The sequence below is a fragment of the Pelomonas sp. Root1237 genome, assembly GCF_001425055.1.
Lineage (GTDB): Bacteria > Pseudomonadota > Gammaproteobacteria > Burkholderiales > Burkholderiaceae_C > Pelomonas.
Genome location: NZ_LMDK01000001.1, coordinates 1 through 18840 on the forward strand (window position 1 = coordinate 1; position 18840 = coordinate 18840).

Sequence of the window (18840 nt, forward strand, 5' to 3'; positions counted from 1 at the left end):
GGGTTAGCGGAGTAATCGGCCCGCCTCGCCCGCAAATCGTCCGGAAGAAACACCTGGCGCAGTGCGCTGCATCGTGGCACGGTGGAACGTGGCGCCGGGGAAGATCGAAGCAGCAATGGTGCACATTGCCCGCGGGTTAGCGTGGTCATGGGCTGCGTCATCGACATTGGTGAATCGTCATGCGGGCCTTGGGCTCGCGCGGCGATATCCCGTTTGAGAGAGTGATCTAGACGACACGCCCGATCCGGCGCCACGTTCCACCACTCATCTTGGAGGACAACATGGCTTCGCGCAATCGGGCTCGCTCGCAGAGCACCCTGTCCTTGACCCACCCCAACGCTGCTGGCATCGACATCGGCAGCGCCTCGCACTTCGTGGCCGTCCCACCCGACCGCGACGACCAGCCTGTGCGTGAGTTCAAGAGCTTCACCGCCGAGCTCGCGCGGCTGGCCGACTGGCTCGACGCCTGCGGCGTGGACACGGTAGCCATGGAATCCACCGGCGTGTACTGGATTCCCCTGTTCGAGCTGCTGGAGCGGCGCGGCTTCACGGTGCTGCTGGTCAACGCCCGGCACGTCAAGAACGTCTCGGGCCGCAAGAGCGATGTGCTGGACTGCCAGTGGTTGCAGCAGCTCATGAGCTTCGGGCTGCTGCGCGGTGCCTTCCGCCCGGCCGACGCGGTGTGCGTGCTGCGCGCGCTCACGCGCCAGCGCGCCACCACGTTGCGCACCCAGGCGCGCTGCGTGCAGCACATGCAAAAGGCGCTGGTGCAGATGAACATCCAACTCGCCAACGTCATCGCCGACGTGGTGGGCGAGACGGGCCAGAAGATCCTGCGCGCCATCGTCGCGGGCGAGCGGGACGGCCAACGGCTGGCAGCGCTGAAGAACACGCGCATCCACGCCAGCGCCGACGAGATTGCCGCCAGCCTGTTGGGCAATTGGCGGGCGGAGCACCTGTTCGCGCTGAAGCAGGCACTGGCCGCCTTCGACTTCTGCGGCACGCAGCTCGCCGAGTGCGACGCCGAGATCCAAGCCCAGCTCCAGGCGCTGCAACGCTGTGAAGGCGAGCCGGCCAAGGGCAAGAAGCGCGGGCGCGCTCGCAACGCCCCCAGGTTCGACCTGCGTGGCCAGTTGTTCCGCATGTGCGGTGTGGACCTCACGCGCATCGATGGCGTGGACGTGACCACGGCGCTGGTCGTCGTCAGCGAGGTGGGCACCGACATGAGCCGCTTCGCCAGCGACAAGCACTTCGCGTCGTGGCTGGGTTTGTGCCCGGGCACGAAGATCACGGGCGGCAAGGTGGTGAGCGGCAAGACCCAGCGGGTGGCCAACCGCGCAGCGCAGGCGCTGAGGCTGGCGGCGGCAGCGCTCAGGGCCAGCAAGTCGGCGTTGGGGGCGTACTACCGGCGGCTGTGCGCGCGCATGGACAAGGGCAAGGCGGTGACGGCAGCGGCTCACAAGCTGGCGCGGTTGATCTACGCGATGCTCAGCAAAGGCCAGGAGTACACCGATGCGGGTCAGGACTACTTCGAGGAGCGCTACCGGGAGCGGGTGCTCAGGAACCTGCGGCAGCGGGCTCAGCAACTCGGCATGCAGATCGTGCCCGTGGCCCAGACCGCCTGAAACCTCTTTGCAGATCAACTATTTGGTGGGTGTTTCTTGAGAGATGGCCCCCAGGCCGACGATACAGACCTTAAACATGGGGGGGCCTGCTCGCCCTCAGGGGGGCGATGCGAGAGGGGCTGCGCGGGTGCAGGGCTAGGCGAGCGTGGCCGACTGGCCCTNGGCAGCGGGCTCAGCAACTCGGCATGCAGATCGTGCCCGTGGCCCAGACCGCCTGAAACCTCTTTGCAGATCAACTATTTGGTGGGTGTTTCTTGAGAGAGGGCTGACTCATGGAATAGCGAACGTCCTCTCGGCGAACTTGTGCGCTGGGGTGCCCAACGCCACAGACCAGCATTCCACGATTTCAAGCAGCAGTGGCAGCGGAAGCGAGTAGGCAGGGACACCGGCAATTACATGCTCAAGAAGCGCGGAGCCATCCTGCACGCTAAGCGCTACAGCGTTACCAAATCCGAAATCAAACGCAGCAGCAGTTCTCACTCCCCGCATTTGGTCTATGAAATGCCGGCACGCCGGCAAAGGCCGAAGCTCGTCTCCGATGAACTGACGCAAGAGATGATCTGTGTGCGCACCATCCACGAGGACACTTGGCGTGGGGCTAGGCTCAAAGAACTTGATGGCGAGATGTGGCAACGGGGAGCCCTCTAACGTTTGAATTCAGCCGACCAGCCAGCGAAGCTGGCGCAGGTCGGCTGCAATGAGCGGTTAGGCGTCACGGCAGCCGCTAACGAATGACGATACGACGCTCATCGCGAATGAGGTCGAGCCGGACCAAGGGATTCGGCTCGGGCAAAGGGTCAAGCATTCTCCATTGAAGCCAGAACCCCCCGGCGGCACTGTTGTAGACAAGCTTGCGCTGCTCGTTGGGCTGAAGCTCCACGATCTGCTGCCCGATTAGCTCCTTCTCTGTGAAGGACGCAGGTGGGTTGGCTGTGAAGTCTGGCGCATGGAACTGTCCGATGCCAATCTTCACAGGAACGTTGCCCTGATTGACGACCAGCACCTCGAACCGCTCGGCACAGGCGGCAAGTGCCAACAGCGAAACCACTATGGTGAGATGGCTACGACGGGAGCACAGCACGAGGTGACGCCTAACGAATAGCGTTTATCCGCCGCCCAGGCGAGGTTGGAAGAAGTGTTGGCATAGCGGCGGCGGATAAACCTGTTGGACTGAACCGCCCACCGTACGGTGGCGTCAGGCGGCGGCGATATGGGGAATGTAAGTTTCAAATCCCCCGCCGGACCAGTGCGGATTCACCCGGGTGAACGAGCCGCCCCTGCTCGGCCCGCAGTGAGCAGGGCCGTCTTCGCGCGACCCCGAGCGCAGCGTGAACAGGGCATCCCCGACGCGGTCTGGGTCGCTGTGAGTCTTCGCCTTGCCTGGCCTTGCGGCGCCCGTCATGGCGGCCCCCGGCACAGGGCGCCGCGCTCCGGCAGCAACCCGCCCAGGGCGGATGAGGCGAGATGGGAATGAGCGGCCGCGCCATCCCTTCCTTGATGCGCCGGCTCAGGGAACCGGCCTGGGGTCAAGGTCACTAACCCAGCCAGAACCTGGAGTGCCAATGGACAAGCCCTTGCCGGACACAGACTCGCCGCCTTCACGACCCCGGTCCATGTCCGGCACGCGCGAAGTCCTGCTGTCTCTCAGGGGCGAGGGCAGTGTCGGCTCGGACGAGCCCCGGGAGCCTGTTGAGCCCGTGGTGCGGGTCGAGGTGCCGCAACCCACCTACGAAAGCTGCCAGGTCGCGCTCGACGCCGAGCATGCGCGGCTGAAGAAGCCGGTCCCTCAGAAGGACAAGGAAGACGCGTCCTTCCTGCCGGCATTGAGCGAGTACGCCAAACACTACCAGGCCGTGGGCGGCTTCATCAAGAAGAAGTCCAAGGCGCCCGCGCTGATCCTTCTGGAGATCGCCAAGCTGGAGCCCTTGTTCCGACGCGGCCTGGAGCTGTTCCCGGTCAAGCAGGCGGAGGCCGCCAAAACCGAACTGGCCGGTCTCAAGGAGAGCTCGACCGCCGCCGACAGGGTGCGCATGGACAAGCTCAGGGCCGCCGAGCGGGTGAGGCTGTTCGACCTGGAAAAGGATTTGGCGGCGAAGAAGAAGCAGATCGAGGCGCTGGAAAAGAACCTGCAAGTTCAGACCATCCCGAAAACGCAACAGGACACCCGGGAGCGGATCACCACGGCGAAACAGGAAAAAAGCGCGCTGGAGACGAAGCTGGCGGAATTGGCCACCGTCAAGTCGGAATACGAAGACGCCTTGCGCGAGAACGACACGCTGAAGGAGAAGATCAAAGCCAGCCAGAAGCGCTTTGACGAAATCGCCGAGCAGCAGCAGGCCCAGATACTGGCGGCACGCACCCGGGCCACCCAACTGGCGGCGCGGTGCCTGTTGCTCCAGAAGGACAGCTCGCTCCCCGATCCGATTTCACGGGCCTCGGAAGCCGTCCCGCAGGACATCGACGCATCGACCTTCGTCAACGCTGGCTGGGCGTTGGACACCTTGGAAGGACTGCTCGATGCCGAGGAAAATCAGCTGCGCAAAACGCATCCCCAGCGCGATGGTTTCCTCGAGGCGCTGACCAAGCTGGAGAAGCAAGCCCAGCTGATCGAAGACGAGGACCTGGCCAGCGGAACGTACAGCGAGGCACACGAGGAAAAGTTGGCCGCATTGCGCAGGCTGGCGGCCAAGCGCAACTACGACGAGGCGCTGGCGCAGGCTGCGCGGCTGCTCGAAGAAGTGCACGCATGGATTGAAGAAGCGCGCAAGGCGCAGCAGGCGCTGGAGGATGCGCTGAACCTTGCGCTGGACGACATCGCGTTCTACGAGGAGGGCGAACACATCGACGACGACGAGCGCAAGGCCATGTATGCGTTGGTGGACCAGGCCCGATCGAATGACGACTTCGTCGACGCCCTCCAGTTCGTCAACAAGATCGTCAAGACAAAGATCCAGTGGTTCCTGGAGCGGCAGGCCCAATGGCGGGAAGTCAGCGCGCCGGTTCGCGTCCGCAAGCCACGCCAGCCGCCCAACTATGGCCAAGCCGCAGACCACATCGTGGACGTGGTGCTCAGCATGTTCCGCAGCACGTTCGACTACGCGGGCCCGTCCCTGAACGTGCAGGAGCTGTATCCCAGGGAAAGGTACAACCCGGGGCGCCTGAAGCAGGCGCTACGCAACCGCTTCGCCACACTCAGCCCTTCTGGGCAGCTTCCCAGAAAAGGGCTGGGGCCCAGGTGCTACTTCAACCTCGGTGCGGGTGGAACGACGAAGAAGAAGTACGAGTACAACGTCAAGGTCAGGCGCGAAGGTGTTGACAGGGCCCTGGCTCAGATTCACATCATCTATCCGTAGCGAGGACGCGGCGTTGCCACGCCGTTCTCCGCCTCACCTTGAAAAGCGCCAGAGAGCCGCTGGGCAGGTTCTCGCGATGCAGCGCGCCCCGGTTTGAGGGGGCCGTCGTGAACCGGCTCTACCAGTCGCGAAGTCCGCGGTCGGGCCGCGGCGTCAAGGTGCTTTCGCGTAGGCCGCCATGAACACACGCACCGCCTCGCGCAGCAGTGCCCTGTCTTCGCGCGCGTCGGGCATGTCGAGCATCAGCAGTCCGCGGATGTGGCCGTCGCCCAGGAACATCGACAGGAACAAATCCGCCGCCTGACGCGGGTGCCGGATGTTCAGCGCGCCCTGCGCATCGGCGCGGCGCAGATAGGCCGCCAGGTCGCCGATCAGCCTGTCGGCCCCCTGCCTGTAAAAGGCCAGGCAGGCCTCGCGCTGCACCGCGGCGGCGCCATAGATCGAGCGGAACTTGCCCAGCACGTCCTCCTCGCGCGCCAGCGCCAGGAACTGCTCTCCGACGGCCAGCAAAGCCTTCTGAGGCTGCGTCGGGTCCAGCGCTTCGACGCCAGCGACCCCGCCCATCACGCGGTCGGTGCGATCGCGAATCACCGCCTCGAACAGACCTTCCTTCGAAGCGAAGTGGCTGTAGATGGTCATCTTCGAGACACCGGCCTCGGCGGCGATGGCATCGACGCTGGCCCGCTCCAGACCGTGCGCGTTGAAGTGGCTGTGCGCCGCTTCCACGATGCGCCGCAAGCGCTCGGGGTCGCGCGGCCGGCCGCGACGCGGTGGGGACTCGACTGGCTTCTCGTTTTCGGGCATTCGCGGCTTTCTGTACTTGACAGTCCAATATATGCCATTAAACTTACTGGACTAGAGAGTCCAGTATATGAAGCCTTTCACACAGCCCGCCCCGAATCGCAATCGCCACCCCGGCGCCCGACCGACCCGCCTCGTCTCGGCCGCCGCGGCGCTGACGATCCTGTCGGCCTGCTCGGCACCGCCCGTGCAGCCGCCGACGCCTTCGGTGCCGCTATCCGCGGCATTCGCGCAGGCCGGGTCGGCTGCGGCCGCCGTCCAGGTCTTCGATGGCGCCTGGTGGGCCGGCTACGGCGATCCGGTGCTGACGGCGCTGATCGAAGCGTCCTTGTCTGCCAACCAGGACGTGGCGGTCGCGCTGCAACGCGTCGCTCAGGCCCGCGCCGGCCGCGATGCCGCGGCCTCGCGTCTGTGGCCCACGGTGGGCGTACAGGCCTCGGCCTCGCGCAGCGACAGCGGGCTGCCCCAAGCCGTGAAGCAAGGCATGCCCGACACGCGTGCGTTGCGCGCCGGTGTCGACGTGGCCTGGGAGATCGACCTGGCCGGCGGCGTGCGTGCGGCACGCGACGCGGCGCAGGCTGACGCGGCCGCAGCAGCGGCGGGTGTCCAGGGCGCGCGGCTGCTGGTGGCCAGCGAGGTGGCGCGGCAGTACTTCGTGCTGCGCAGCGCCGAGGAGCGTCTACGCATCGTGCAGGCTCTCGCGGCGGCCCAGCGCGAAACGGCGACCCGCGTCGCCAGCCGCCTGCGCGAAGGCGAGGCCAGTGCTTTCGACCTGGATCGCGCGCGCGCCGAAGCCGGGGCGCTCGACGCGCAAGTGCCGCCGTTGCGAACGCTGGCGGGCACCTCGCAGACGCGGCTGGCCGTGCTGCTGGGTCGCAACCCGTCGGCACGCGTCGTTGACGAGAACGCGGGCTTTGCCTGGCCTGCCGCGCGCGAGATCGGCACCGGCCAGCCCAGCGAACTGCTGCGGCGCCGGCCCGACCTGATCGCTGCCGAGTCGCGCGTCGCGGCCGAGACGCTGCGCGGCGCCGAGGCGCGAGCCCAGTACTGGCCCAAGCTCTTTCTGAGTGCCTTGTTCGGTCGCGAGGACCTGCGGCTGAATGCACTCGATCTCGCGCCGGTGCATTTCTCGAACGTGGCGCTGGCCTTTGCCATGCCGGTCTTCAACGCCGGTCGCATCGATGCGGGCGTCCGCGCGCAGTCGGCGCGGGCCGACGAGGCGCTGCTGGCCTGGCAGAAGGCGGTGCTGGTCGCCGTGCAAGAGGTCGAGGACAGCCTGCTCGTGCGCACCCAGGAGGCCGAGCGAGCCACTGCGCTGGCCAGCACGGTCGAGCATCGCCGCCGCGCGCTGCAGCGCGCGCAATCGCTGCAGCGCGAAGGGCAGATCGACCTGCTGGTGCTGCTCGACGTGCAGCGCTCGGTGTTGTCCAGCGAGCTCACCCTGGCGGACAGCCGCCTGCAGCAGGTGCTGGCCGACGTGCAGCTCTACAAGGCACTGGGTGGCGGTCTCGAGCCGACCCGTGCCGGCAGTGCCATGACTTCCTTTGCCGAGAGGGCATTCCAGTGAACAGAATTTTCTTCGCCGTATCCCTCCTGGCCCTGGCCGCCTGCAGCGGCCCGCCCGCGCCGATCGCCGCCGCCAAGCCGGTCTTCGTGACCACCGTCAGCCCCGCCGCGTCGTCGCAAAGTCGCAGCTTCACCGCCGTGGTCCGCGCCCGGGTCGAGACGGAGCTGGGCTTTCGCACCGGCGGCAAGGTGGTGGACAGGCTGGTCGAGGTGGGCGGCACCGTGAAGGCCGGCCAGGCGCTGGCGCGGCTGGACCCGGCCGACTACCAACTGGCGGTGAGTGCCGCCGCCAACCAGGTCCAGGCCGCGTCGGTGGATGCGCAGCAGGCCGCGTCCGACGAAGCGCGCTTGCGCCGCCTGCTGGCCGACGGTTCGGTGGGCGCTGCCGATCACGAGCGTCAGAAGGCGCGTGCCGACGCAGCCGACGCCCGGCTTGAGCAGGCGCGCCGCCAGCTCGACCTGGCACGCAATCGCGAGGGCTACGCGACGCTGGTGGCGCCCTATGCCGGCGTGGTCACCGCGCTGCGCTTCGAGCGCGGCCAGGTGGTGGCCGAGGGCCAGCCGGTGCTGTCGCTGGCCCGCGAAGGCGAACGCGAGATCGTTGCCGAACTGCCCGAGGAGTGGGTCGGCCGGGTGCGCACGCTCGCCGCCACGGCCACGCCCTGGCAGGACGCCAAGTCACCATTGAGGCTGGTGCTGCGCGAGCTTTCGCCGCTGGCCAGTGCGCAAGGCCGGACCTTTCGCGTGCGCTATGCCGCCGCCCCGACATCGCGCGCGCAGGTCGGCGCCCTGCCGCTGGGCAGCACCATGCAGCTGAACCTGTCCGGGCAGGCGACCGGGCCGGCGACCACCGCCGTGCCGGTCACCGCGCTGGTGAAGGCCAGCGCGTCCGCGGGAGTCTGGGTGCTCAACGCCAAAGGCTCCGGCCTGGTGTTCACACCCGTGCAGGTGGTGGCCATGGACGACGCCCGAGTGCACGTCACCGGCCTGGCCGCCGGCAACCGGGTGGTCAGCGTCGGCGCGCAGAAGCTCGATGCCGGCATCACCGTGCGCGCCGTCGAGCGCACGGCCGAAGCCGGTGCGGCCACAGTCACCAGGAGCGGCTCATGAAACGCTTCAACCCGTCGGAATGGGCCGTCACGCACCGGCCTATGGTGCTGTTCCTGATCATCGCGACGCTCATCGTCGGCGGCTTCTCCTTCAGCCGGCTGGGCCGCCTGGAGGACCCGAACTTCGACGTGCCGACGATGACGGCCATCGTCGTGTGGCCGGGCGCCACCGCGCAGGAGGTGCAGGACGAGGTGCTCAACCGCATCGAGCGCCGGCTGCAGGAGCTGGACCATTTCGACTACGTGCGCAGCTTCGCGCGCCAGGGCTATGGCGGCATCACGCTGTGGATGAAGGGCGGCAGCAGCAAGGCGGAGCTGGAGAACGCCTGGTACCAGGTGCGCAAGAAGATCGGCGACGTGCGCCAGGAGTTCCCCGAAGGCGTGCGTGGGCCGTTCTTCAACGACGAGTACAACGACCGCTACAGCGTGCTCTACGCGGTGAGTGCGCCCGAGCTGTCGATGGCCGAGCTGCTGACGGTCACCGAAGACTTGAAGCGGCGCATCCAGAGTGTGGCCGGCGCCGGCAAGGTCGACGTGCTGGGCAAGCAGGCCGAGCGCGTGTTCGTTGAAATCTCGACACGGCGGCTGGCGGCGATGGGCATCGCCCCGACCGCCGTGTTCGACGCGCTGGCGCGGCAAAACCTGGTGGCCCCGGCGGGCTCGGCCGATACCACCCACGATCGTGTGCAGGTGCGGGTGGACGGCGGCCTGCGCAGCGCGGCGGACGTCGCCAACGTGACGCTGGAGGTGGGCGGCCAACTGCTGCGGCTGGCCGACATCGCCACCGTGCGCACCGGCTACGAAGATCCGCCGAGCATGACCATCCGCCACAACGGCGTGCCGGTGCTGGCCATCGGCGTGACCATGCAGGCCAACGGCAACGTGCTCGACTTTGGGCGCGCGCTCGACGAGCGGCTCGCGCAGGTGAAGCAGGAACTGCCGGCGGGCGTGCAGATCCAGCAGTACGCGGATCAGCCGCGAGTGGTGGCGGAGTCCGTCTGGGAGTTCGAGCGCTCGTTCCTGGAGGCGCTGGCCATCGTGCTGGCCGTGTCCTTCCTGTTCCTGGGCTGGCGCACCGGCATCGTGGTGGCCGCGTCGGTGCCGCTGGTGCTCGGACTGGTGGCGGCCGTCATGTACGCCGCCGGCTGGGCGCTGGACCGCATCTCGCTAGGCGCGCTGATCATCGCGCTGGGCCTGCTGGTCGACGACGCCATCATCGCGGTGGAGATGATGGTGGTGAAGCTGGAAGAAGGCTGGGACCGCATGCGCGCTGCCACGTACGCCTACACGTCCACCGCGTTTCCGATGCTGACCGGCACGCTGGTCACGGCCGCCGGCTTCATGCCGGTGGGCTTCGCGAAGTCGATCGCTGGCCAATACGCGGGCGGCATCTTCTGGGTCGTCGGGGCGGCGCTGATCCTGTCGTGGGTGGTCGCCGTAGTGTTCACGCCCTACCTCGGCGTGCTGCTGTTGCCAAAGAACCTGGCGGCGGCTGGTGCGCACCACGACCCCTACGACCGGCCCGTCTACCGCCGGCTGCGCGGCATCGTCGACTGGGCCGTGCAGCACCGAGCCTGGGTGCTGGGCACCACGGTGCTGGTTTTTGCCATCGCCGGCGCCGGCATGCTGGCGGTGCAACAGCAGTTCTTCCCGACCGCGTCGCGGCCCGAACTGCTGGTGGAACTGCGGCTGCGCGAAGGGGCGTCGTTCGCCGCCACCTCCGCCCAAGTGAAGCTGCTCGAAGCGCGCCTGGCGAAGGACCCGGACATCGAGTTCTTCACCGCCTACACCGGCGCGGGCACGCCGCGCTTCTATCTGTCGATCCAGCCGGAGCTGCCGAACCCGGGGTTCGCGCAGATCGTCGTCAAGACGGCGGGTATCGAACAGCGCGAACGGGTGCGCGCCCGTCTCCTGGACCTGTTCGCCAAGGACGAAGTCCTGCCCGACGTCAACGCCCGCGTGACGCGTCTGGAGTTCGGGCCGCCGGTGGGCTTTCCGGTGCAGTTCCGCGTGATCGGCCCGGACAAGGCGCAGGTGCGCGAGATCGCCTACCGGGTGCGCGACGCGGTGCGCCAAAACCCGCTGGTGCGCGACACGCAACTGGACTGGAACGAGCAGGTCCGCTCGGTGCAGGTGCACGTCGATCAGGACAAGGCGCGGCTGCTGGGCCTGTCCAGCGCCGACATCCGGGGCCTGGTGCAGACGACGCTGGACGGCGCGCCGGTGACGCAGATCCGCCGCGGCGAGGAACTCGTCGACGTGGTGGTGCGGGCGACGCCCGAGGAGCGCAAGAACATTGGCCAGCTCGGCGACCTGCAACTGTTCACGCGCAGCGGCGTCAACGTGCCGCTGTCCCAGGTGGCGCGCGTCGAGCCGGGTTTCGAGGAACCGGTGCTGTGGCGGCGCAACCGCGACATGGCGCTGACCGTGCGCAGCGACGTTGTTGATGGCGTGCAGGGCCCCTACGCCACGGCGCAGATCCGGCCGTCGTTGCAGCCCATCATCGACAGCCTGCCCGCGGGCTACCGCATCGAGGAAGGCGGCGCCATCGAGGAGAGCGACAAGGCCAACAAGGCGCTGTTCGCAGTGTTCCCGGCGATGTTCGCGGTGATGCTGACGCTGCTGATGATCCAGCTGCAAAGCTTCTCGCGGCTGTTCATGGTGTTCATGACGGCACCGCTGGCGCTGATCGGCGTGGTGCCGGCACTGCTGCTCTTCAATGCGCCGTTCGGCTTCGTCGCGCTGCTGGGCGTGATTGCGCTGGGCGGGATGATCATGCGCAACTCGATCATCCTCGTCGACCAGATCGACCAGGACATCGCGCGCGGCGTTGCGCCGTGGGCCGCGATCGTCGACGCCACGGTGCGGCGCTCGCGCCCCGTCGTGCTGACGGCCGCCGCCGCGGTGCTGGCCATGATCCCGCTGACCCACAGCGTGTTCTGGGGGCCGATGGCCATCTCGATCATGGGGGGCCTTGTCGTGGCCACGGCGCTGACCCTCGTCTTCGTCCCGGCGCTGTACGCCGCCTGGTTCCGCGTCCGGCGCGACAGCCCAGCGCAGATGCCCGACGCGGCACCCATCGCGGCGAGCGCGTGACGGGGCTGCTCGCAGGCGCTGGACCCATGGCGGCACCAGCGCCACTTCGCCATGGCGCACATGCTGTCAGGCGGCGCGCACTGGCTGCTGAGCCCTCACCTCTTCCAAACGCTGATGCGCCGCGCCTTCCCAGGCGACGGGCAGCTGGTTCTTGGCCTGGAGGTAGTGATGCGTGAAGACGCCCAGGTATGCGTCAAGCGTCTTGCCGGCGGCCTCGTCACCCGCCAGGTTCAGGCACTGCGCGGCCACCTCGCTGGTGCAGAAATGGTCGCCGCAACGTGACCGACGCAGCCTGTATTGCGAGGCCTCGGCGGGCGCCAGGCTGAGCACCGGCATGGAGTTCAGGTAGGGGCTTCGGCTGAACATCTTGCGCGCCTCGGACCAGGTGCCGTCCAGCAGGATGAACAGCGGGCGCTTGGCTGCTCCGTCCTGGCCCGCGACGTGCGGCCGAACGGTATGCACCACACGCTCCGGCGCGGCGTACTGGCCCGGGAAGACGACGTAGGGATCCCAGGCCGGCTCGCTCAACAGGGCCAGGAGCGCGGGGTCGGGCTCGGTTCGCGACCAGCCGAAGGCGAAGGTGTCTGCGACGGTATCCGCGATCAGCCAACCGGTGTTGGTGGGCTTCAGCGGCTCGATGTCGGCCATCAGCAGGCACACCGCGGCGCGCGTGTTCACCGACGGGCGCAAGGCGCACATGCAGTGCGTGGAGACCAGCCGGCAGCCTTCGCAGCGCTCGCGCTTGAAGCCGCCGCGAGCCGAGAACGGCTTGGTGGCACTCGCCAGGCGCGCGGCGCGCAGAAGGGATACGGCATGAGACATGCGCGGATTGTCGGAGCACTGCTCATCCAAACGGATGCCCCCATCCCATCCGTCTGTCGGCTGTGCAACCCGGGTGGCGCTTCCTAGACTGCCCTGCAACGAGTGGATTGCGAGCGGGCCAAAGCCGGTGACGCGGCGGATGGGCGGCCAGCCCGATCCAGTTGACAGGGAGATTTCCATGCTGACTTCCTCGATTGCGCGTAGCGGTCGACGCCTTGCCGCGCTGCTGGCGCTGGCCGGGGCCGCGCTGTGCTGCCCCGCCCCCGCGCTGGCCCACAACGACGGCGCCTACTGGCACGACTCCGGGCCCGCGGCGCACAACCCCCAGTGGATGCTGACCCTCGGCGCCACGAAGAAGCTCACCGAGCTGTCCCTGCCGGGTACGCATGACAGCGGAACCTTCCACGGTGTAGGCGGCCCCATCGCGCAGACGCAGACCATGACCATCCGGGAGCAGCTGGATTCGGGCATCCGTTATCTGGACATCCGGCTCAAGTACTACGACCTCCTTGCGCTTCAAGACTGCAACCAGTACTACCAATCGTCGAACTGCGCGCTGCTGGTGTTTCACGGCGGTGTCGACATGTTCCTGCCTTTCGAGAGCGGCGTACTGCAGCCGACCGTCGCCTTCCTGAAAAGCAACCCGTCGGAACTGGTCATCATGAGCGTCGTCATGGAGACGGCCGACTGCAAATGCGACCCAGCGCCTGCGCTCGACGCATTGCTGGACCAACCCGCCGTCATCGATGGCGTGGCCACAGGTCAAAAGTATGCGGACTATCTGCTGCCCGCCACTTGCCCGGGTCCGGCCACATTGACCTTGGGCCCGGTGCCCCCGCTCAATTCGAAACCCGATCCGAACTCGTGTGACGCACGCGGCAAGGTCCTGCTGACCCACCAATACATGGGTCCGCTGTCCACCCGCCACTACTACCGGCCCATCATTTCGATGGGATACACGGCCGTGCTGTTCGACAAACTCCGCAGCAATCTGGACCTCTATCACCGGCTCTGGCTGCCCGTCAAAAGCCATCTGGCAGACGCAGCCAATATCACCGGCACCAGCCAGCTCTACTACGTTGGCAGTGGTGGCTCTGACGGCGGGTTTCCCTATTTCTTCGCCAGCGGCCATTCCAGCGCCGAGACGGGTGCCCCGCGCCTGTCGACCGGGCTGGTGGACGGCGCCACCGCCGACGCATTCACCTTTCCCGACTTCCCGCGCACCGCCTGCGCCCTCGGCCTGTGCACCATCTCCTACGAGGGCATGAACACGCTGATCGCGGACTATGTGATGCGTCCGCAGTTCCACCTCCCCGGCAGCCGCATCGGCATCATCCGCGCGGACTTCCCAGGGTCGCGCTTCATCACGGCGGTAGCCAGCGTGAACGCAGGCGTCACCTTCAACCGCCCGACCTTCGGCTACACCCTGGTGACCTCGGACAGCCGGCCCTACACCCCCGGTACCTGGACCAACCGGCAGGTCGTCATCACGCCCCAGTGCGACGTCGTCTGCATCGGCAATCGAGCGGTCGTGTCGGAGGACACGCCCAACGGCTTCAGCTACACCCTGACGGGCGGTGGCTACAGCGTCAGCTTCACGACCAGCCCCGTCAGGGTCGACCTGAAGCCGCCGACCATCAAGGCAGCCGCGACGACGCAACCCGGCGCAGCGGGCTGGTACACCGGCGACGTGGTCGTGCGCTTCACTTGCGCCGACACGGGCGGCTCGGGCGTCGCGGTCTGCCCCGACGACCTGGTCCTGAGCAAGCAGGGCACCGTGTCCTCCGGCTCGAAGTACGCCGTCGATGTCGCGGGCAACAAGAGCGACAGCAGCAACATCGTCACGGTCAAGATCGACAAGACACCCCCCGCCGTCGTCTACCGCGGCAACCTGGGCTCGTACGCGCCGGGGCAGAGCGTCGATATCACGTGCGAGGCCATGGACAAGGAGTCCGGCGTGGCGTCGACCAACTGTGCCGATATTCGCGGCCTGGCGTCTTCTTTCGGCCCGGGCAGCCACCGCTACAGCGCCATCGCCGCCGACGTCGCCGGCAACACGGGCATGGGTGCGGCCACCTTCACCGTCGTGGCGTTGCCGGGCGATGTGAACTTCGACGGCGCCATCGACTGCCGCGACCAGGCTGTGGTGAAGACCGCGTTCGGCAAGCGCGCCGGCATGCCCGGATTCGACGCGAGAGCGGACGTGAACGGCGACGGCGTGGTCGACATCCGGGACCTGGCGTTCATCGCGCAAAAGCTTGCCGCGGGCACGACCTGCCCCTGAGCGGCCGTCAACGAACTGCATTCGATCCAAGGAGAGAGAGATGACGAAACTGACTTGTCTGTGCGGGATGGTCCTGGCGCTGCTGGCTGCGCCCGCGTCGGCGACGACCCTGTCCTTCGCTGCCCCCGCGCCTGCCGTGCAGGTGGGCGACACCTTCACGCTGGACGTGCTCGTTGCGGACGCACCGGACCTGTACGCCTTCCAGTTCGACATCGCCTTCGACCCGGCGATCGTGCAGGCCACCACGGTGCTGGAAGGGGACTTCCTGTCTGCCGGCGGCCGGGCGACGTTCTTCCTGCCCGGCACCATCGACAACAGCGCCGGCACGGTGTCATTCACGGCCAACACCCTGGCCGGTCCCGGGCCGGGCGTCAGCGGCGACGGCCTCGTCGTGCACCTGTCGTTCCACGCGCTAGCCGTGGGACAAAGCAGTTTGTCGTTCGGAAACGTCGTGCTGCTCGATTCGGCGCTGATGGAGCTCGCCTCGACGCACATGGGTGGCGCCATCAGCGTTGCCAGCGTGCCGGAGCCGGCGTCCGTCGTCCTGTTCGGCATCGGGCTGGCCGCCCTCACGGCGGGCGCTCGGCGGCGGGGGCGGCACACGTTGCCGAATCCAGACCGAACCTGACCCGGACCCCACGTTTGACGGCATGATGGCGCGGCATGACCGCGCCATTGCACCTCCTTATCGTCGACGACCACCCTGTCGTTCGGGTCGGCATGGCGCAGCTGCTGCGCACGCAGCGCGAGGGCTGCGAGGTGAGCGAAGCCGACAGCCTGCCCGCCGCGCAGGTACTGCTGGCACGCCGGCCCGACGTGGCCCTCGTCGTGCTCGACGTGCACCTGCCTGGACTCGCGCCGTTGCAGGCCCTCCAGCAGCTGCGCGCCGAGTGGCCGCTGCTGCCGGTGCTGCTGATGTCGGCCGACAGCGACCCGCTGCTGGCCATGCGCGCCCTCGACGGGGGCGCCGCCGGCTGGCTACCCAAGAGCGCCGACGTGGGTGTGCTTTTCGGCGCACTGGAGCTGGTGCTGGCCGGCGGCTGCTACCTGCCACCCTTCCTGCTGCAGCGCAGCACCGACCTGCCCGACGAAGCGCTCACGCAGCGCCAGGCCGAGGTGCTGGCCGAGCTGGTGAAGGGTCGCAGCAACAAGGAGATCGCGCGCGAGCTGGGCATGGGTGAGCCGACGGTCAAGGGTCATCTGGTGACGATCTTTCGCATCCTGCGCGTGCGCAACCGCGCCGAGGCCGCGCTGGCCGGGCAGGCGCGGCTGGCCTCAATGCGGTTCTGAGGGCGGTTCTGAATTTGGTTCTGAGGGCGCGCTGAGCCAGGCGCGCAGCGCCGCCGCCGGCAGTGGCTTGCGCGCCGGCTGCACGCGCAGCGCACGCAAGGCCTTCGCGCTCATCGGCAGGGTCTCGCCGCTGATCAGCAGCGCCGGCAGCCTGTCGCCGAACGCCTCGCGCAAGGCCTCGATGGCGCTCAGCCCATCGCCTTGCGCGAGCCGCCAATCGCTGATGAGGCGCTGCGGCCGGGCACCGGCCGCGCGCAGGCGCGCCAGCAGCGGCGCCACCGCGGCTTCGGCCCAGACCTCGCAGCCCCAGGTGCGCAGCAGGGTCACGGTGGCCTCGCGCACCGCTTCGTCGTCCTCCACCAGCGCCACACAGCGGCCCTGCAGCGGCTGCCCCTGCGGCACGGTGCGAGGCTCGGTCAGCAGGCGGGGCTCGTCCTCGGGCAGGCTCACGGCGAAGCAGCTGCCGTGACCCAGGCGGCTGCGCAGGTCCACCGGATGGTCCAGCAGCCGGGCCAGCCGCGCGACGATGGCCAGGCCCAGGCCGTGGCCGCGGCGCCGGTCGCGCCCCGGGTTGGCGAGCTGCACGAACTCCTGGAAGATGCGCTCGTGGTGCTCGGGCGCGATGCCCGGGCCGGTGTCCCAGACGGCGACCTGCACACGGCCCGCACGCTGCCGCGCCGCCAGCAGCACGCCGCCGTGCACGGTGTGCGTGAGCGCGTTGGACAGCAGGTTGCGCAACAGGCGTTCGAGCTGCTGCGCGTCGCTGCGCACCCACAGCGCCGTCGGGCGCAGCCGCCACTGCAAGCCCTTGGCTTCGGCCAGCACCGCGTATTCGGTGGAGAGGCGCTCGAACAAGGGTTGCAGCGGCAGCGAGCGGCACTGCGGCTGCAAGGCGCCGCTGTCCAAGCGCGACACGTCGAGCAGGTTTTCCACCAGCCCGTCCAGCGCCTGCGCCATGGCCTGCAACTGCTCCGCCGTCTGCGCCGCACGCCGGCCCTGCAGCTCGTGCGCGGCCTGTGCGGCCAGCAAGCCCAGCGCATGCACGGGTTGGCGCAAGTCATGGCTGGCGGCGGCCAGGAAGCGCGTCTGCGCTTCGCGCGCAGCCTGGGCCTGGGCCAGCAAGGCCTCGCGCTCGAAGCGCAGCGCGTGGCTCTCGCGCAGCAGTCGGGTGTGGCGCAAAGTCAGCGCCATCGCCAGGGCCACGGCCGACAGCACCAGCAAAGCGTTGTAGGCGCCGCTCCAACTGCCGAGCGACAGGAAGAGCGCGATCAATGCCACGGCGACGGGGGCGATCAGCATCACGAAGGCGCGCGGTTGCGGCGCCATCACGTTGATGCTGGCCACGCAGGTGATGCAGGCCAGCATGGCGGCGTACATCTGGGTGGCAGCCTGCCGCGCGTCGAAAGCCATCACCAGCGCCAGCGCCCAGAGTGCACCGGTGAGCAGCGCACCCAGCTCGGCGCGGTGCTCCCACGGTGCGGGTTCAGTGGCTTGCGGCAGCTGCGCCACCTGGCGCTTCCACAGCACGCGCAACACGATCAGCGCTGCAAATGCCGCGCCCCAGGCCAGCAGCGCCGGCAGAGCCACCCGGTCGATCTGCGTGCCCACATGCAACAGCACCAGCAGCGCCGCCGCCACCAGGCTCACGCCGCTCTGGGCGTAGAACAACAGCAGCATCGCGCGGCGCGTACGTTCGTCCAGGGGATGGGGCAGCATGCCCCGCATCATGCCCAGCGGCGCGCGCGTTGCCAGCCCTCCGAACGGATAGGCCCCGGGTGACGACTGCAATCCCCGGGGGTGTGTTGAGAAAGATGGCCGCTTCAGGCGGGCAACGATCCCGCGCCCATCGCCCGCAGCCCCAGCCGCAGCTTGTCCCGCCCGGGCGGCGCGCCGAACAAGCGGCTGTACTCGCGGCTGAACTGCGAGGGGCTGTCGTAGCCGACGCTGTAGCCGATGGCCGCGACGTCGCCGGCGTCCGCCAGGATGCGTGCCCGCGCCTCTTGCAGCCGGATCAGCTTCTGGTACTGCAACGGGCTCATGGTCGTCGCGCCGCGGAAGTGGCGGTGAAAGGACGACTCGCTCATGGCCACCATGTCGGCCAGCATCGGGATGGAAATGGCTTCGGCGTGATGGCTGCGAATGAAGCGGATGGCCCGCCCGATCTGCGACAGCCGGCTGTCGGCCAGACCGATCTGCCGCACCATGGCGCCTTGCGCGCCGTGCAGCAGCCGCCACACCAGCTCGCGCTCCACCAGCGGGCCCAGCACGGCGGCGTCGCGCGGCGAGTCCTTCAGCCGCAGCAGGCGCACCACGGTGTCCAGCAGGTCCTCGGGCGCGTCGCTGACCGCAAAGCCGGCGGGTTCGCTCGCGGCCACTTCCGCGGGGTCCATCTCCAGCAGCAGGGAGGAGATGGTTGCCAGCTGCAGCGTCAAGCCCGCGGCCAGGTAGGGAAGTTCGGGGCTGGCTTGGATCACGCAGCCGGCGATGGGCAGGTCCACGCTCACCACGAGAAACTGGCCCTCGCGGTACTCGAACATCTCGTCGCCCAGCATGGCGCGCTTGGCGCCCTGCGCCACGACCACGAAGGTCGGCTCCAGCACCACATGCTGGAGCTCGGTCGGAGCCTCGGCCGCCACCGCGAACACGTCGCCTGCATTGCGATCACCCTTTGAGGTGGCGTGGCGCTTGATCAGCCTTTGCAATTCTTCGAGTGAGCCCATGGCGCAACCGTACCCGCTGCGCCCGTGCGGCTCAAGAGGCGCGCGAACGACCCGCTCAGGAATGACTGGATCGTGCAAGAGCTTGGCGGTTTTGGGCTATCGATCCTGGGGCGGCCGCCCGGCTCGGTTCGAGCGGGCCGCACGATGGGCGAATCGTGCAATCACATGACCGGA

14 protein-coding genes are annotated in these 18840 nt (G+C 68.2%); 9 read left to right on the plus strand and 5 right to left on the minus strand.

Annotated features, from left to right (window positions below; all coding sequences use genetic code 11):
• Positions 1–281: 281 nt before the first annotated feature.
• Together ASC91_RS00005 and ASC91_RS29105 are read left to right on the plus strand one after the other, a co-directional pair.
• Positions 282–1625 (plus strand): IS110 family transposase, encoded by a 1344-nt coding sequence (locus ASC91_RS00005; RefSeq protein ID WP_056192469.1) that lies wholly within the window; start codon positions 282–284, stop codon positions 1623–1625.
• 396 nt (positions 1626–2021) lie between these two features.
• On the plus strand, positions 2022–2273 hold the full coding sequence (locus tag ASC91_RS29105; RefSeq protein ID WP_157280961.1) for a hypothetical protein: 252 nt from the start codon (positions 2022–2024) through the stop codon (positions 2271–2273).
• A 76-nt stretch (positions 2274–2349) separates the two neighbouring features.
• On the opposite strand, the gene ASC91_RS00010 is transcribed toward ASC91_RS29105, so the two are convergent.
• Entirely contained in the window at positions 2350–2661 is a 312-nt protein-coding gene (locus ASC91_RS00010; protein WP_056190847.1) for a hypothetical protein, read from the minus strand.
• A 577-nt stretch (positions 2662–3238) separates the two neighbouring features.
• On the opposite strand from ASC91_RS00010, the gene ASC91_RS00015 reads away from it, so the two are divergent.
• Positions 3239–4978 carry a hypothetical protein gene (locus ASC91_RS00015; protein ID WP_056190850.1) on the plus strand — a complete coding sequence of 580 codons (1740 nt, stop codon included), beginning with the start codon at positions 3239–3241 and terminating at the stop codon, positions 4976–4978.
• 153 nt (positions 4979–5131) lie between these two features.
• Here ASC91_RS00015 and ASC91_RS00020 read toward each other — a convergent pair whose 3' ends face one another.
• A complete protein-coding gene (locus tag ASC91_RS00020; RefSeq protein ID WP_056190852.1) occupies positions 5132–5782 on the minus strand; it encodes a TetR/AcrR family transcriptional regulator in 651 nt (216 codons plus the stop codon).
• Between the two features lie 67 nt (positions 5783–5849).
• On the opposite strand from ASC91_RS00020, the gene ASC91_RS00025 reads away from it, so the two are divergent.
• The 3 genes from ASC91_RS00025 to ASC91_RS00035 are packed head-to-tail and all read left to right on the plus strand — an operon-like array spanning position 5850 to position 11550.
• Positions 5850–7346, plus strand: a complete 1497-nt coding sequence (locus ASC91_RS00025; RefSeq protein ID WP_056190854.1) for an efflux transporter outer membrane subunit — start codon at positions 5850–5852, stop codon at positions 7344–7346.
• Complete coding sequence (locus tag ASC91_RS00030; protein WP_056190856.1) at positions 7343–8455, plus strand: efflux RND transporter periplasmic adaptor subunit; 1113 nt, start codon at positions 7343–7345, stop codon at positions 8453–8455. Before ASC91_RS00025 ends, ASC91_RS00030 begins: the two co-directional genes overlap by 4 nt.
• On the plus strand, positions 8452–11550 hold the full coding sequence (locus ASC91_RS00035; RefSeq protein WP_056190858.1) for an efflux RND transporter permease subunit: 3099 nt from the start codon (positions 8452–8454) through the stop codon (positions 11548–11550). The genes ASC91_RS00030 and ASC91_RS00035 overlap by 4 nt, the downstream gene beginning before the upstream one ends.
• 66 nt (positions 11551–11616) lie before the next feature.
• Here ASC91_RS00035 and ASC91_RS00040 read toward each other — a convergent pair whose 3' ends face one another.
• Positions 11617–12372, minus strand: coding sequence for a tRNA-uridine aminocarboxypropyltransferase (locus tag ASC91_RS00040; protein WP_056190860.1), 756 nt, complete (start codon positions 12370–12372; stop codon positions 11617–11619).
• A gap of 178 nt (positions 12373–12550) precedes the next feature.
• Between ASC91_RS00040 and ASC91_RS00045 the strand changes: the two genes are divergently transcribed.
• The 3 genes from ASC91_RS00045 to ASC91_RS00055 are packed head-to-tail and all read left to right on the plus strand — an operon-like array spanning position 12551 to position 15946.
• Complete coding sequence (locus ASC91_RS00045) at positions 12551–14656, plus strand: dockerin type I domain-containing protein (protein ID WP_056190862.1); 2106 nt, start codon at positions 12551–12553, stop codon at positions 14654–14656.
• Between the two features lie 40 nt (positions 14657–14696).
• Positions 14697–15284, plus strand: a complete 588-nt coding sequence (locus tag ASC91_RS00050) for a cohesin domain-containing protein (protein ID WP_082532292.1) — start codon at positions 14697–14699, stop codon at positions 15282–15284.
• 35 nt (positions 15285–15319) lie between these two features.
• Positions 15320–15946 (plus strand): response regulator transcription factor, encoded by a 627-nt coding sequence (locus ASC91_RS00055; RefSeq protein ID WP_082532293.1) that lies wholly within the window; start codon positions 15320–15322, stop codon positions 15944–15946.
• On the opposite strand, the gene ASC91_RS00060 is transcribed toward ASC91_RS00055, so the two are convergent.
• Both ASC91_RS00060 and ASC91_RS00065 read right to left on the minus strand, forming a co-directional pair.
• On the minus strand, positions 15932–17662 hold the full coding sequence (locus ASC91_RS00060) for a hybrid sensor histidine kinase/response regulator (RefSeq protein ID WP_056190868.1): 1731 nt from the start codon (positions 17660–17662) through the stop codon (positions 15932–15934). The two genes, ASC91_RS00055 and ASC91_RS00060, sit on opposite strands and share 15 nt — an antisense overlap.
• A 104-nt stretch (positions 17663–17766) precedes the next feature.
• Positions 17767–18666 (minus strand): AraC family transcriptional regulator, encoded by a 900-nt coding sequence (locus ASC91_RS00065; protein ID WP_056190870.1) that lies wholly within the window; start codon positions 18664–18666, stop codon positions 17767–17769.
• Positions 18667–18840 lie beyond the last annotated feature (174 nt).

Coding starts and splice junctions, on each gene's coding strand:
- ASC91_RS00005 (WP_056192469.1), top strand. CDS start 282: ATGGCTTCGCGCAATCGGGCTCGCTCGCAGAGCACCCTGTCCTTGACC.
- ASC91_RS29105 (WP_157280961.1), top strand. CDS start 2,022: ATGCTCAAGAAGCGCGGAGCCATCCTGCACGCTAAGCGCTACAGCGTT.
- ASC91_RS00015 (WP_056190850.1), top strand. CDS start 3,239: ATGTCCGGCACGCGCGAAGTCCTGCTGTCTCTCAGGGGCGAGGGCAGT.
- ASC91_RS00020 (WP_056190852.1), bottom strand. CDS start 5,782: ATGCCCGAAAACGAGAAGCCAGTCGAGTCCCCACCGCGTCGCGGCCGG.
- ASC91_RS00025 (WP_056190854.1), top strand. CDS start 5,850: ATGAAGCCTTTCACACAGCCCGCCCCGAATCGCAATCGCCACCCCGGC.
- ASC91_RS00035 (WP_056190858.1), top strand. CDS start 8,452: ATGAAACGCTTCAACCCGTCGGAATGGGCCGTCACGCACCGGCCTATG.
- ASC91_RS00040 (WP_056190860.1), bottom strand. CDS start 12,372: ATGTCTCATGCCGTATCCCTTCTGCGCGCCGCGCGCCTGGCGAGTGCC.
- ASC91_RS00045 (WP_056190862.1), top strand. CDS start 12,551: ATGCTGACTTCCTCGATTGCGCGTAGCGGTCGACGCCTTGCCGCGCTG.
- ASC91_RS00050 (WP_082532292.1), top strand. CDS start 14,697: ATGACGAAACTGACTTGTCTGTGCGGGATGGTCCTGGCGCTGCTGGCT.
- ASC91_RS00055 (WP_082532293.1), top strand. CDS start 15,320: ATGACCGCGCCATTGCACCTCCTTATCGTCGACGACCACCCTGTCGTT.
- ASC91_RS00060 (WP_056190868.1), bottom strand. CDS start 17,662: ATGCTGCCCCATCCCCTGGACGAACGTACGCGCCGCGCGATGCTGCTG.
- ASC91_RS00065 (WP_056190870.1), bottom strand. CDS start 18,666: ATGGGCTCACTCGAAGAATTGCAAAGGCTGATCAAGCGCCACGCCACC.